Below are 14,804 nucleotides of genomic sequence, written 5' to 3' on the forward strand. Positions count from 1 at the left end.
TCTATGTGATATATTTATGACAAAATATAAATAACTGCGTTTTTGCGTAAATATTGTTCATTTTTATTTGCACTAAACTGACACATCATCTAATGCATGTGGTGCTTTCGGGCTGACGTGAGCGTTGCGGTGTGGGACAATAGGGCAACATCCAGTTTAGATAAGATATGCATGGCGTTGTCCCCAGCAGTAAAAGAACAAATTAGTCAGTGGTATAAGGCGCTTTCGCAGCAGATCCCGGACTTTATTCCCCGAGCGCCACAGCGCCAGATGATAGCTGAAGTGGCGAAAACACTGTCCGGCGATGCGGGCCGTCATTTGGCTATTGAGGCCCCGACCGGCGTTGGCAAAACCCTGTCTTACCTGATCCCCGGTATTGCCATTAGTCGGGCAGAAAGTAAGCCGCTGGTGGTCAGTACCGCAAACGTGGCGTTGCAGGATCAGATTTACAGTAAAGACTTGCCGCTGTTGAAGAAGATTATTCCTGACCTTAAGTTCACCGGTGCCTTTGGGCGCGGGCGGTATGTGTGTCCGCGCAATCTGGCGGCGATGTGCACGGATGTCTCCGGCCAGGGGGATTTATCACTTTTTCTCGGTGACGAATTGGCCCCCGCCAATGGTGAGGAACAAGCCACATGCCTGGCCCTGTCTAAGTCTTTGAATAGCCATGTTTGGGATGGCCTGCGTGACCATCATCAGTTATCACTTAGTGACAGTTTGTGGGCCAAATTAAGTACCGATAAGGCCAACTGCCTCGGGCGTAATTGCCATTATTTTCGTGAGTGCCCGTTTTTTATTGCCCGCAAAGAAATCGAAAGTGCTGATGTGGTGGTCGCCAACCATGCATTAGTCATGGCGGCATTGGAAACTGAATCCGTATTGCCCAATCCCAAAGAGCTGCTGTTGGTATTGGATGAAGGCCATCATCTGCCCGATGTGGCACGGGATGCGCTAGAAATTGAGGGTGAAATCACCGCTGTTTTTGCCAATATGCAATTGGATATGATTGTCCGGTTGGTAGATCAATGCATGGTGCAATACCGGCCGAAAAACCCACCGGGCCTGGCGAATCCCGAGCGCTTGAAAGACCATTGCGAGCAGTTGCGTGAGCTGATGCTGAGTATAGAACAGCAAGTTAGTCAGCTTTTACCCGCTGATGGTAACCCGGCGGTACATCGCTTCGAAATGGGCGAATTACCGGGCAATTTGACGGAAGATTGCGCCAAATTATTCAAGTTGACGGATGCCCTACGTGGTTTGGCTGAGTTTGTTCTTAATGATTTGAGCGAACAAACCGGTAAGCACGATATTGTGCGGTTACATCGTGCCATTTTACAAATGAGCCGGACTTTGGGTTATCTCGAGGCCATGAGCAAGCTTTGGCGCTTGGCCGCGATGGAAAAAGCGTCGAACGCACCGATTTCCAAGTGGATTACTCGGGATTATCGCGAGAACCAAACTCATCTCTATTTTCACTGCGTGGGAATTCGTGTTAGTGATCAACTGGATAAAATGCTGTGGCGCAAAGTGCCCCATGTCATAGTCACTTCCGCCACATTGCGCTCACTCAATAGTTTTGCTCGTTTGCAGGAATTGAGCGGTTTGAGTGAAAAGGCCGGAGATCGGTTTGAAACTTTATCATCACCGTTTAATCATATTGATCAAGGGAAGCTGATTATTCCCAAAATGCGCTTTGAGCCGACTATGGCGCATGAAGCTGAGCATTTGGCTGAAATGGCGCATTTCTTCCGCGCACAGCACGCCACTGGGCGGCATAAAGGTATGTTGATCCTGTTTAGCAGCCATCGGGCGATGCAAACTTTTCTCAGCCATGTTACAGATCTGCGTTTGATGCTGTTAGTTCAAGGCGATCAACCGCGCTATCGGCTGGTTGAAGAGCACCGTAAGCGGGTGAAGAATGGCACTGCCAGTGTGTTGATTGGTTTGCAATCTTTTGCTGAGGGGCTGGATTTGAAAGGGGAATTGTTGACTCAGGTTCATATTCACAAGATTTCATTTCCCCCTATCGACAGCCCGGTTATCTTGACCGAGGGTGAATGGCTTAAGTCATTGAAGCGCTATCCGTTTGAAGTGCAAAGTTTGCCAAGTGCTTCATTTAACTTGATACAGCAGGTCGGGCGTTTGATTCGCAGTAACCAATGCCACGGTGAAATTGTTATCTATGATCGGCGTTTATTAACCAAAGGCTATGGTTCGCGTTTGCTGGCGGCGTTGCCGGTTTTCCCCATTGAGCAACCAGATATGCCGGAGGGCAAAAGTATGCCAGTGCCGGTGGTGAAGGTGGCCGCTAAGGCGGCAGGTAAGAGAGTACGGAGAAAACGGGCGGCTTTATAATGGGGTTGGGTGGGCTTGGCTATCAGGGCGGTTCGAGTGATTATTTATAGTAGACCATGGCCCACGTACAGGTGAATTCCACCCGAATATCACCGCAAAATTTATTGCCTTTGTTAATCATTTCTCAAAAAATCGTTTGATCTGAAATCTTTTCTGATAGACATAAATTCAGTGACTAAGCTTATACCAGCCGCGGGTAAGCAGACACTAACACGTCAAGTGGTCTCTCCGGTGTGCATTATTGGTTATTGATTAGCAGCAATGCTAACTGCTATCAATATATTTAGCGGACTGAGGTCGATCAGTATGAAACAGCTAATGGCTGAGTTTATTGGCACTTTCTGGCTGGTGTTAGGCGGTTGTGGCAGTACAGTATTGGCGGCAATGTACCCGGTGGCGGGTATTGGGTTTCTCGGTGTGGCGCTGGCATTCGGGCTGACGGTGGTCACGATGTCTTATGCATTAGGGCGTATCTCTGGTGCGCATTTTAATCCTGCGGTATCACTCGGTTTATGGGTTGGAGGCCGTTTCTCTGGCGCGCAATTACTGCCTTATATTCTCTCGCAAGTGCTTGGGGGATTAGCGGGTGCCGCCGTTTTATATTTAATCGCCAGCGGCAAAGCTGGCTTTGATGCCAGTGCCGGGTTCGCCAGTAACGGCTTTGGCACGCGCTCCCCTGGGGGCTACAACTTACCTTCAGTATTGCTGACCGAGGTGGTTTTAACCATGGGTTTTGTCATGGTGATTATGGGGGGGACGGAGATAAGTTCCCCGGCAGTTGTCGCCCCTTTAGTCATTGGCTTGTGTTATACATTGATTCATTTAATTAGTATTCCAGTAGATAACACCTCAGTAAATCCTGCTCGTAGCACCGGTGTGGCTATTTTTGCCGGAGGTATTGCCTTGCAGCAATTATGGGTATTTTGGTTAGCCCCTTTGGTGGGCGGGGCTTTAGGTGGCGCTATCTACCCTGTGCTGTTCAGCCCGCCGGAAGATCTGAACAAGCTATAGATATGTTCAGGTCACTGTTGCCGTGGCCTATTTTCCCCGCCAACTTACGGCCAATAGTCCCACCACTGAGATTGCCACCAACAGCAACATCGCGGATTGATATCCTTGAGAAAAAGTGGTGTAAATCAAGCTTGAGACGGCAAGACCCATCGCGCCGCCAAGATTGTGTAATGTCCAGGCCACTCCCATCGCACTGCCGCCTTGTTCAGCTGAAACGGCATTGAGAGCGCTAACGGCCGCTGGACTGAGGATCGCCCCCCAACCTATGCCCATTAAGGTAAAGGCCGCAATAATTATCCATAGCGCGCTGCTGGGAGTGAAAGTGGCTTGTAACCCGGCGGATAATGCCAGAGCAATAAACCCCATAATCAAGGGCGGGCGAGCACCTGCGGCATCCATCCAGCGGCCAATCAGGGGCGAAATAAGCGCCATTACGGCGGTTGTCGGCAACAAGAGCAAACCCAATATTAATCCGCTGTAATGGCGCGTTCCTTCCAAATATAACGGCATGAGGAAGAATGCCGCACAATAGAAAAAAGCCAATAACGCGCTGGCCAGGCACGCAATAGAAAACGCTGGAATACGAAATAAACTCAGTTTGACCAACGGCGCAGCGACCCGGCTTTCAATGTGGAAAAAAGCCGTGAATAACACTATTGCCAGGGTAATAATCGAGAGAGTTTTATAGCTTAACCAGCCCCATTCAGCCCCCTGATTAATTCCCAATAGTAGGCTGGCCAGTGCGCTGACTAATAAAATCGCGCCGGTGATATCCAATAAGGGCCGCCCCTCGGATAAACGAGATTCTCGGATATTACCCAGACAAAAAGCAAAACTGAGCAAAATTAAGGGGATATTCAATAAAAAGACCCAGCGCCACCCTAAAGTGCTGACGACAATCCCCCCCAGTACCGGCCCGAGCGCCAGCCCTAACCCATTCACACCCAATAATGTCCCGACCGCCCGCCCTCGCTGATGATCAGGAAAAGCGTCCGCCACGATGGTCACTGTAACGGTATACAAAACGGCACAGGCGGCCCCCTGAATAAAGCGCCAGCCATTCAGAACACCAATACTTTCGGTTAAACCTGCGCCTAAAGAGGACACGCCAAACACCATCATTCCCACATAAAGCACCCGTCGCCGACCATATAAATCAGCTAATCGGCCAGCGGTGACCATAAAAGCACATAGCGCCATTAAGAATAGCGAAACAACCCATTGGACACGGGGGATACTGGCGTTCATATCTTGTGCAATAGCCGGGATAGCGGTGTTTACCACGGTAAAGTCAATACAGCCGAGGAAGCTGGCAATGCTAATACCTATCAACATGCGTATCCGGCGTGGTGAGGGCTCGGTGCTATTTTGCACAGTTTGATTAGAGATGGTTTTACTCATGACAGTGATGACTCATGCGGCTGCTATTTAGCACCGGTGGGGCTATTGATTGAAATCCCAGTATACTGGCGAATAATTAGGGCTTGTGGCGGCAATTTGGCCTTTAATTGGCGATATTATTTATCCAATAGCCACAATTCATCAATAACCCAATAATGAGGCCGTGATGATTTCCAGTGAACGTCTCAATGGTATCCGGGCATTTGTACAGGCGGTCGATGCGGGGGGTTTTAGCCGCGCAGCAGAGCAACTCGGGCTCTCTCGGTCAACCGTCGGTAAAGCCGTTGCGCGGCTAGAGGAGCGGTTATCAGTGCGCTTATTCCAGCGAACCACCCGCAGTTTATCTTTGACTGATGAGGGCCGCATTTTTTATGCCGATTGCGTTCGTGCTTTAGCTGCCCTTGATGCGGCAACAACACAGTTGGCTGCACGGGCTGTTGCACCAAGTGGCCGGTTAAGAGTTTCACTGCCGGTATTGTTTGGACAACAATGGGTGCTGCCGGTACTGCTCACTTTGGCCGATAAATATCCCGCGCTGGAAATTGAAGCGCTGTTTTCTAATCAACGGGTAGATTTTGCCGAAGCGGGTATTGATTTGGTGGTTAGGATTGGCGAAACCGGTGATGCTGTCGGTCTGACAGCGCGCAAATTAGGCGAGCAGCAGCAGGTATTGTGCGGCAGCACGGCCTATTTCACTGCTTATGGTTATCCGCAAGACTGGCAAGAACTCACCGAGCATCGCACGATTGGCCAATTACAAAATGGCCATAATGAACCTTGGCGGCTATGGGATAACCACGGGCAAATTCATTGGATGTCGCCAGTCAGTCGGCTGAGGTTTGACAATCTGGCAGCCGTCGCGACAGCAGTATTGGCTGGGCAGGGGGTTGCTTTGTTACCCCGCTGGTTAGTGGGCGATGCGCTTAGATCGGGGCAGTTACAAGAGATTTTGCCGGGTAGCACTGGGCCGGGGTTGCCTATCAATGTCGTCTGGCTAAAAGGGGGCGTGATGCCCGCCCGGCTGAGGGTTGCCATTGATGCCTTGGTCGGGGCCTTTACTCCACATTCACCGTGGTAACAATTCCGAGCATACTTATCACCATCAGTGATAAAGTTTCAGGAATATTCAACTTATTTATACCCTAAATAATTTGAGTTGCAGTGTGAGCTTCATAGATGGGCCGAGTAATAAAGCCAACAGATGCAACTTACAGGATGACGGGTATAGAGTTACGGAACATTGAGAGGAGAAATACCGCACCATGGATTACAGCAAAATTATCAAAGAGATTGGGCGTGGTAAAAATCATGCCCGGGATCTGGATCAGGCGACCGCCTATGAACTGTATAAAGCCATGTTAGCTGGACAAGTACCGGCGCTGGAACTGGGGGGTATTCTGATTGCCTTTCGTATTAAAGGTGAGTCTGAGCAGGAGATTCTGGGTTTTTATCAGGCGATGCAGGAACAGGTCATGTCACTGCGGGCACCGCAAAATCGCCCGTTACCCGTGGTTATTCCGAGTTATAACGGCGCGCGTAAACAGGCCAATCTCACTCCATTATTGGCGTTATTGCTAGCCCGTTTTGGGCTGCCGGTGGTGGTGCACGGTGTGACAGAGGACAGTAGCCGAGTGACCAGTGCCGAGGTTTTCCAACACCTGAACATCCCTTGGTCACACAGCGCAATAGAGGCTCAACAGCGCCTGGATAATGGGCTGCCGGTGTTTATTCCTGTTTCAGCGCTGTCCGCTCAATTAGACGAGCAATTACAGCAACGCTGGCGTATGGGGGTGCGGAATAGCAGTCATACATTGGCAAAGTTGGCAACGCCATTTGTTCACGATCAAGCGCTGCGCCTTGCCAGTGTCTCTCATCCAGAATATATGCAAAAAGTCGGCGGTTTCTTCCAGGCTATCAGCGCTCCGGCCCTGTTACAGCAAGGGACTGAAGGGGAGGTTTATGCCAACCCATTACGTTGCCCACCCATCCATTATATCAATAATGGTGAGCAGCAAATTTTGTTGGAGCGCCAACCAGAATCCACCGAGCTGGCATTACCCTCGTCGAAAGAGGCCGCCATTACCGCCCGCTGGATTGAAGATTGTTTGGCCGGTGTGGTGCCCATTCCAGATTCTATCCAAAAACAGCTTGCTTGCTGTTTGGTGGCGGTTGGGCGGGCGGAAACTGTCGAACAGGCACGGCAACAGATTAATGACTTATAAGACATTACTATCATTCAGTTGGTAGATATAAGGTATGGTTAATTTATGTTTTTAATGGCTAGAGTTGTTATTGTATTTGTGATGGTTTTTTTATGTTCATATTTTTTATTATCAATTGATTTTAAACAATTTATTTTTTTAAGTGATTATGTATTGTTGTCTTTTTTTTAGGGTGTTAGGCTGAATATTCTTTGTTTTTTTACTAACTTGAATTGATGTTGGCGAATGATTGCTGAAAAGGAATGCTATGCGACAAGCTTTGGACTACTTTACTGCCCTGAACAAGGATTATCGGGCTGTCCATCAGGCCAAAGAAGATCTTTTTTGGCTGAATTATATGGGGTTGGGTGGGGAGGGTATTGCTCAGCAATTCTCTGCAGCTGAGAGTGTTTATAAGCGTTTTATTGCACAAAGCCACCGCTTAAAAGAATTGCGTGACTTGACTGCCCTGTTGGCAAACGAGCCACCCAGCGCGGATCGCGATGCATTACTGCACGGGTTACAAGGGTGGTACCGCTTTTTTGATTGTAATGCTATTGAAGATCCCAACACACAAACCCTACTTGATGAAATTATTGCCGCAGAATCATCCCTTTACCAACGGCGCAAAAACTTCACTCTAACCCATATAAATGCTGCCGGTGAGCGGGTTTTCGCCTCCCTGGGTGAATTATTGACCAATCAGGGCACCAATGAGAATGCAGAATGTCGGCACAGTTCGCACTTGGCATTGCGGGAGTTGGAGCAATGGCTATTGCACAATGGCTTGCCAGAATTAATTAGTTTGCGTAATCGTTTTGCGCGGAAATTGGGTTATCGCAATTACTTTGATTACAAAGTGAATAAAACCGAGCAGATGACACCGGAACAGTTATTTGCCATTTTGGACCGTTTCGAAGCACAAACTCGCGAGGCTAATTTGCGTAGTTTGCAGCAACTCGTTGAGGAAAAAGGCGCTGAAACGCTGGAACCGTGGAATATTCGCTTTGCCAGCGGGGGAGATGTCACCCGCTTACTCGATCCTTATTTCCCCTTTGCCGAGTCACTTGACCGCTGGGTTAATAGTTTTAAGCGGCTGCATGTTGGTTTTCGCGGCGCACAGATGAATTTGGATCTGCTGGTGCGTAAAGGAAAATATGAAAATGGTTTTATGCATGGGCCAGTGCCGCCTTTTGTCGACCAAGGTCACTGGATCCCGGCGCGCATTAATTTCACCAGTTTGGCTAAACCCGATCAGGTCGGGAGTGGGGCGTCGGGGCTAAATACCTTATTTCATGAAGGTGGGCATGCGGCCCATTTTTCTAATATTGTGCAAAATGCCCCCTGTTTTTCACAAGAATTTCCTCCAACCTCAATGGCCTACGCAGAAACGCAATCCATGTTCTGCGATAGTTTGCTTGATGATGCCGATTGGTTAAAACGTTATGCTAAAAACAGTCAGGGCGAATCGATTCCCGATACATTGATTCAGGAAAGCATTCAGGCGCGACAACCCATGCGAGCTTTTAATGATCGGCATATTTTATTAGTGCCCTATTTTGAATGGCAACTTTATCAGTGGGATGATGAACAACGCACACCAGAAGCGATAACTCAGTTAGCTCGAGACATTGAATTAAAAATTCTGGGTGTCAGTGGCAGCCCACGCCCGACATTGGCGATTCCGCATTTGTTATCAATGGAGTCTGCTTGCTCCTATCAAGGTTATTTATTGGCATTGATGGCGGTAGAACAAACGCGAGCATTTTTCCTCAAACGTGATGGTTATTTGACGGACAATCCAGCTATCGGCCCAGATCTCGCCGAGCATTATTGGCGTCCCGGCAACAGTGTCACGCACGATCAGACATTACGCAGCTTGACAGGGGAAGGCTTCAATCCAGATTATCTGGCGAAGGTTTGTAATCAAACCGTTGAGGAAGCTTGGGATGAAGCCCAAAAAACAATTGAACTGGCGGCAATGCGCCCACAACAGGCAGCAGACTTTGACTTAAACGTGACGATGCGGATAGTTGATGGGGATGAGCAGTTGGCTGACAATCAGCAGGGTGATGACGCCATGTGCCGCGCATTTGCCCGTGCTATAAATGCCCGCCTCCAGTAAGTTACGTGCTGTCTTCACAAAAAAGCCCATCAGGTTGGCTGATGGGCTTTTTCTCTTGCAGAAATACTAAAACTCAATAAAATCCGCTAGCATTACTGTAATATTAGATAAATATCAATTAGTTATAAATAGTCGCAGTACCGTGCATCAAGTTATTACCGGTTGTTGAGGTAATAGTGAAAGCTTTAGCACCGGCCGCATCTGCTTTTTCAGCCAGTTGTGCTTTCAAGCTGCTCAGGTCAGTGACGCCACTGACGGAGATAACGCCGACTTGTTCTAATTTTGCCGCATCCTGGCTGTTGATGTGTTCTGCGGCAAAGCTAGCAAAAGACAGAGTAGACAGGGCAATAACTGCAACGAAATTTTTGATGTTTTTCATGATGTATTCCTATTCGATTTTAAGGTTGAAAGGGCGTTCCCTTTCGATGGAAGCTATATTACGCCCTTGCAGAGATTTTAAAACCGGATAGAATTGAGTTAATTATTCAAAATATTTGATTGATAATTACCGGGATTGCCTGCCCTCAGGTCGTAACAGGTCAAAACGTAAATTATCGGCAATCTGATAATAAGCACTGGGGCCACCACCTCGTAAAATGGGTTGGGCGGCAGTCGTTTGGTAAATCCCCTCAGCATTGATCAGTTCACGATTAATATGTACGGCGATAACTTCGCCTAATACTAGCCAGTTATCAATTGTGGCCCCTTCAGCATTTTTTAGCTGAATACATTGGGTCAGTTTACATTCAAAATTTACCGGGCTTTCAGCGACACAATCAACATTGACGCGGCGACCATGTCTGGGAGTCAATCCGGCAAACAGAAACTCGTCTTGATCCCGCGGCAGAGAAGCCGAGCTATTATTCATCGCCTCGGCCAGTGGGCGGGTTGCCAGATTCCAGACAAACTCGCCGGTCTGTGTGATATTCGCCACGCTGTCCTTCCAGCCACTGCTGGAAAAACCAATAATAGGTGGGCGGTCGCTAAAGCAATTAAAGAAACTATAAGGTGCAAGATTGCGCTGCCCGGTATTGCTTACCGAAGAGATCCAACCAATGGGGCGTGGGCTAATAATAGATTTCAGTGGGTCATGCGCCAGACCATGGCCGGCAGCGGGTTCGTAGTAATAATAGTTTTCAGTACTCATACATTCCTACATGGCATGATGGTCACAGGGGGCCAGAGCGGGGGTATTGAACCGACATTCTGGTTGGAGATAAATCGACTGGCAGCGAGCACTCTCTTTTGCTGCTGACCCGTTTAACACGAATTTATGCTATCTTACGCGCCAGAAAATGCCTATCAGAGAGTCAGTACGATGGAAAACAAAAAAGTATTCCCTAAAGAAAAAAGTGGATTGCATCCGCGCAACCGTCATCGCTCGCGTTATGACTTTGATGCGCTTTCAGTCAGTTGTCCTGAATTAATCCCTTTTTTGGCCCCGAATGCCTACGGTGATATTTCTATCGATTTTGCCTCCCCGCTGGCGGTAAAAATGCTGAACAAGGCATTGTTAAAACATTTCTATTGCATTGAATATTGGGATATTCCAGCAGACTTTTTGTGCCCACCCATTCCTGGGCGCGCGGATTATGTGCATCATCTGGCTGATTTATTAGCCAGCTGCAATGACGGTGTTATCCCGCAAGGTAAGAATATTGCGGTGCTGGATATTGGCGTCGGTGCCAATTGCATTTACCCGATTATTGGTCAACGGGAATACGGCTGGCGTTTCACCGGCACTGACATTGACTCGCAAGCCCTCAGTGCGGCGAAGATGGTGGTATCCATGAATCCAACACTGAAAAATACTCTGCGACTTAAGCAACAAAAAGATCCGCAGGCGATTTTCGAAGGCATTCTGGCGGTGAATGAACGTTACGATGCCACATTGTGTAACCCGCCGTTCCACGGGTCAGCAGAAGAAGCGGCCGCAACTACCCGCCGTAAATTGCATAAATTGGGTAAAGGTGAAGTGGCAGCCAAACCGGTGCAAAACTTTGGCGGAAAAAATAGCGAGTTGTGGTGTGAGGGTGGGGAAGAAGGTTTTGTTAGCCGCATGGTGGCAGAGAGCGCAACGAAAGCGCAAAACTGCTTCTGGTTTACTTCGCTTATTTCGAAAAAAACCACATTACCGGCTATTTATCATGCTCTACGTTATGCCAATGCGGTAGAAGTTCGTACCATTGATATGGCACAGGGGCAGAAAGTAAGCCGGTTTGTGGCATGGACTTTCCTGACGCCGGAGCAGCAGGCCGCCTGGAAAGCTGAGCGCTGGTAATCCCCGTCGCCCTTGGCGCCGCAGGGGTGTTGGCTGCATGCACTTACCCGAATCACTGACCTTTGTCAGCTCATCGGGATGCGTTTACTTGCCGCCGACCTGCAACACCAATGACTTTGGGGATACTCTTCTCCGCCCTTGGCACCGCAGGGGTGTTGGCTGCATGCACTTACCCGAATCACTGACCTTTGTCAGCTCATCGGGATGCGTTTACTTGCCGCCGACCTGCAACACCAATGACTTTGGGGATACTCTTCTCCGCCCTTGGCGCCGCAGGGGGGTTGGCTGTATGCGTTTACCAGCCGTCTATGGGCAATATTCAATTATCTGGATATTGCCCTATTTTCTACTATTTTATTTCAATATTGCTCAGTTGGCTGTCAATCTAAATACTTTCGGCTATGCTAATTAAGATAATTCTTAGTCGGCACAATAGCCGACAAGTGTAGGTTTTATTTTGATTTTTTTCTGTGTTTATCTTTATTAACCAACTATCTCATCGTCCAGGGTGAAGAAGAAAACTTAAAGAAAATTCTATTCTGATTTTCTGGTTTTTGTCGTGCAAACACGTTGATGGTCACATGACTTATTTGCAGCCCAATCTTTCACCATAAGGACGCGACTTATGTTGTTCAATTTCAGCTCATCTCATGCCTCTCCACGCGCTGAACTGACCTCGATTGACAGTGCAGTCCCGATGATTATTTTCAAACCGGATGGCACAGTAAAACACGCTAATGTCTTGTTTTTACAAGCAATGGGATACCAGTGGGAAGAGGTGCTCGGGAAGCATCATAAACTGTTCTGTGACCCGCATTATGTGCAAAGTGATGCTTATCGTCGTCACTGGCAATTGCTCAATGAAGGGCGGCCTATTACCGATAATATTAAGCGCATTCGTAAAGATGGTTCTATTATCTGGCTGCAAGGAACCTATACGCCGGTGCTCGATAATCAAGGGCGAGTGGTGGAAATTATTAAGATCGCCAGTGATGTGACTGAGCGTATTGTGCAATCTCAGGAACACCAGAGTTTATTGGCTGCGCTTAATCGTTCAATGGGAATGATTACTTTCACGCCGCAGGGCATTATTTTGGATGCTAATGATAATTTGCTACATGTTATTGGTTATTCACTGGCCGATATTCGGCATAAGTCTCATCAGATTTTGTGTCCCCCTGAATTTGCGCACTCAGATGAATATCGTCAGCATTGGCAGCGGTTAGCTCAAGGTGAGTTTATTGTTGGGCGCTTTGAGCGCGTGAATAGCCGCGGTGAGCGGGTCTGGTTGGAGGCGAGCTATAACCCGATTATGGATAAAGAGGGGCAAGTGCTAAAAGTGGTGAAGATTGCGCAGGATATTACCCAATTGATGTTGCAGCAGGAACATGAAGAAAATCTGATTCGTGATGTACACCATTTGTCATTAACCACGGACCGATCTGCATCACAAGGGGCGGAGATTGTTCAGCAGGCGGTGCGCGGCATGCAGGAAGTGGAGTCTGTAGCACGCGAAACTTCGGGTGTTATCAGTGAGTTAGGACGTTGCTCGAAAGAGATCGGCACCATCGTGGAAGCTATTCGCAAAATCTCTTCGCAAACTAATTTATTGGCAATCAATGCTTCAATAGAAGCTGCCCATGCAGGTGAACATGGCAAAGGTTTTTCTGTGGTGGCCAGTGAGGTGCGGATTCTGGCAGAAAGCTCGCGTAAGGCGGCCACTGAAATCGAGCATATGACCAAGACTATTCAGAATGGTGTGATGGCGGCCATCAAGGGTATGGGGGTTTGTGTTGAGCAGGCTGGAGGCGGGGTCACGCTGACCCAAGATGCCGGTGAAGTTATTCATCAGGTGAATATTGGGATGCAGGATGTGGTGAAGCTGATGACGGCGTTTTCTCAGGTCAAGAATCAGCAAACTCATGTATAACCGACTGTTAGCATAAAAAATGGCGGATATCAGTGAAGATACCCGCCATCTCTATTTTACATCACGACGTTAACGTCATAATAATAAAGCACATATCAGGAAACGTGTTGCAGGAATTCCCGTAAACGTTCACTAGGTGGATTTGAAATCAAGCTATCTGGGTCACCATCCTGCGCTACCCGGCCTTTATCAATAAAGATCAAGCGTGATGCCACTTTTTGCGCAAAGCCCACTTCGTGGGTGACGATGACCATGGTCATGCCTTCTTCGGCCAAATCTTTCATTACGGTCAAAACTTCATGACGCAATTCAGGGTCCAGTGCCGAGGTCGGCTCATCAAACAGCATCAGTTTAGGTTTTACCGCCAGCGCCCGGGCGATAGCCACGCGCTGCTGTTGGCCACCGGATAGCTCCGCCGGGTAATGATGGGCGCGATCTTCCAACCCAACTTTGGTCAACAGCTCCATCGCGAGTTTATTGGCGGCTTCTTTAGAAGCCCCGCGCACACGAACTGGGCCAAATGCCACGTTTTCCAGCGCAGTTAAATGCGGGAAGAGATAAAACTGTTGGAACACCATCCCCGCTTCCTGGCGAATCAGGCGTTCATCCACTTTGGGATCATTGACATCCAGGCCATCAACAATCAACTGACCACTGGTAATGACTTCCAGCTTATTGATACACCGCAGCAAGGTGGATTTACCCGAGCCGGAGGGACCAATAATGACCACCACTTCTCCCTTGGTGATATTCAGATTGATGTCGTGGAGCACCTGGGTTTTACCAAAGTGTTTGGAGACGTTTTTGAATTCAATCATATTATTTTCAGCTTTCTTTCTAACCGGCGCAGAACAAAGCTCAGAGCCAAGGTGATTATCAGGTAGATAACCGCAACCGCACTCCAAATTTCCATGGCGCGGAAGTTACCGGCAATAATTTCCTGACCTTGGCGAGTGAGTTCGGCTACGCCAATCACGATAAACAGTGAGGTGTCTTTGATACTGACGATCCATTGGTTACCTAATGGGGGCAGCATGCGGCGCAGAGCCAAAGGCGCAATCACGTAGCGCAAGGTATCGCGTTTGGATAAGCCCAACGCCAAACCGGCTTCACGGAACCCATTATGGATAGACAGCACCGCACCACGAGTGATTTCCGCAATATAGGCACCTGAGTTAATCATGATCGTCACAACGGCTGCTGAGAAAGGATCGATGCGCACGGGCATCATCATCGGCAACGCAAAGTAGATGAACATCACCTGCACCACAATTGGCGTGCCGCGGATTAACTCAATAAATACTAATGCGATATTTCTGCTCAGCCAACCGCCATAAGCGCGGGCAAAACCTGCTATAACCCCAATAATCAGGCCGCCAAGCAACCCCAGGACCGAAATCCATAGGGTTAACTTGGCGCCTTCAAGCAGGATTGGGATGGCGGGCCAAATAGCGCTCCATTCAAACTGCATGGATATTCTCCTGGTCTAAAAACGGCAAA

The 14,804-nt window shown here is 48.5% G+C and carries 12 protein-coding genes; 7 read left to right on the plus strand and 5 right to left on the minus strand.

The annotated features are described in order from the left end of the window. The first annotated feature begins 171 nt into the window (after nt 1–171). Complete coding sequence (gene dinG / locus DX162_RS12995) at nt 172–2,355, plus strand: ATP-dependent DNA helicase DinG (RefSeq protein WP_004391500.1); 2,184 nt, start codon at nt 172–174, stop codon at nt 2,353–2,355. A gap of 306 nt (nt 2,356–2,661) precedes the next feature. Further along, on the plus strand, nt 2,662–3,366 hold the full coding sequence (gene aqpZ / locus DX162_RS13000; RefSeq protein ID WP_004391499.1) for an aquaporin Z: 705 nt from the start codon (nt 2,662–2,664) through the stop codon (nt 3,364–3,366). A 27-nt stretch (nt 3,367–3,393) separates the two neighbouring features. On the opposite strand, the gene DX162_RS13005 is transcribed toward aqpZ, so the two are convergent. Further along, on the minus strand, nt 3,394–4,767 hold the full coding sequence (locus DX162_RS13005; protein WP_004391498.1) for an MFS transporter: 1,374 nt from the start codon (nt 4,765–4,767) through the stop codon (nt 3,394–3,396). A 166-nt stretch (nt 4,768–4,933) separates the two neighbouring features. Between DX162_RS13005 and DX162_RS13010 the strand changes: the two genes are divergently transcribed. The 3 genes from DX162_RS13010 to DX162_RS13020 all read left to right on the plus strand — a co-directional run bounded on the left by DX162_RS13010 (nt 4,934) and on the right by DX162_RS13020 (nt 9,093). Further along, nucleotides 4,934–5,845 carry a LysR family transcriptional regulator gene (locus DX162_RS13010; protein WP_004391496.1) on the plus strand — a complete coding sequence of 304 codons (912 nt, stop codon included), beginning with the start codon at nt 4,934–4,936 and terminating at the stop codon, nt 5,843–5,845. Between the two features lie 184 nt (nt 5,846–6,029). Then, nucleotides 6,030–6,989 (plus strand): DNA-binding protein YbiB, encoded by a 960-nt coding sequence (gene ybiB / locus DX162_RS13015; protein ID WP_004391495.1) that lies wholly within the window; start codon nt 6,030–6,032, stop codon nt 6,987–6,989. 247 nt (nt 6,990–7,236) lie between these two features. Further along, a complete protein-coding gene (locus tag DX162_RS13020; protein ID WP_004391493.1) occupies nt 7,237–9,093 on the plus strand; it encodes a M3 family metallopeptidase in 1,857 nt (618 codons plus the stop codon). 118 nt (nt 9,094–9,211) lie between these two features. Here DX162_RS13020 and bhsA read toward each other — a convergent pair whose 3' ends face one another. Together bhsA and DX162_RS13030 are read right to left on the minus strand one after the other, a co-directional pair. Further along, complete coding sequence (gene bhsA / locus DX162_RS13025; protein WP_004391492.1) at nt 9,212–9,472, minus strand: multiple stress resistance protein BhsA; 261 nt, start codon at nt 9,470–9,472, stop codon at nt 9,212–9,214. Between the two features lie 126 nt (nt 9,473–9,598). Beyond that, a complete protein-coding gene (locus DX162_RS13030; RefSeq protein WP_004391491.1) occupies nt 9,599–10,240 on the minus strand; it encodes a flavin reductase family protein in 642 nt (213 codons plus the stop codon). A 171-nt stretch (nt 10,241–10,411) separates the two neighbouring features. Here DX162_RS13030 and rlmF point away from each other — a divergent pair, with 171 nt between their 5' ends. Beyond that, a complete protein-coding gene (gene rlmF, locus DX162_RS13035) occupies nt 10,412–11,374 on the plus strand; it encodes a 23S rRNA (adenine(1618)-N(6))-methyltransferase RlmF (RefSeq protein ID WP_169311118.1) in 963 nt (320 codons plus the stop codon). A 625-nt stretch (nt 11,375–11,999) separates the two neighbouring features. Next, nucleotides 12,000–13,304 carry a methyl-accepting chemotaxis protein gene (locus DX162_RS13045; protein WP_004388688.1) on the plus strand — a complete coding sequence of 435 codons (1,305 nt, stop codon included), beginning with the start codon at nt 12,000–12,002 and terminating at the stop codon, nt 13,302–13,304. A 95-nt stretch (nt 13,305–13,399) separates the two neighbouring features. On the opposite strand, the gene glnQ is transcribed toward DX162_RS13045, so the two are convergent. Next, nucleotides 13,400–14,122: a glutamine ABC transporter ATP-binding protein GlnQ gene (gene glnQ / locus DX162_RS13050; protein ID WP_032818979.1), complete on the minus strand. Its 723-nt coding sequence runs from the start codon at nt 14,120–14,122 to the stop codon at nt 13,400–13,402. After that, on the minus strand, nt 14,119–14,775 hold the full coding sequence (glnP, locus tag DX162_RS13055; protein WP_005168189.1) for a glutamine ABC transporter permease GlnP: 657 nt from the start codon (nt 14,773–14,775) through the stop codon (nt 14,119–14,121). The genes glnQ and glnP overlap by 4 nt, the downstream gene beginning before the upstream one ends. Nucleotides 14,776–14,804 lie beyond the last annotated feature (29 nt).

Origin of the sequence: Yersinia kristensenii (genome assembly GCF_900460525.1) — a bacterium.
Lineage (GTDB): Bacteria > Pseudomonadota > Gammaproteobacteria > Enterobacterales > Enterobacteriaceae > Yersinia > Yersinia kristensenii.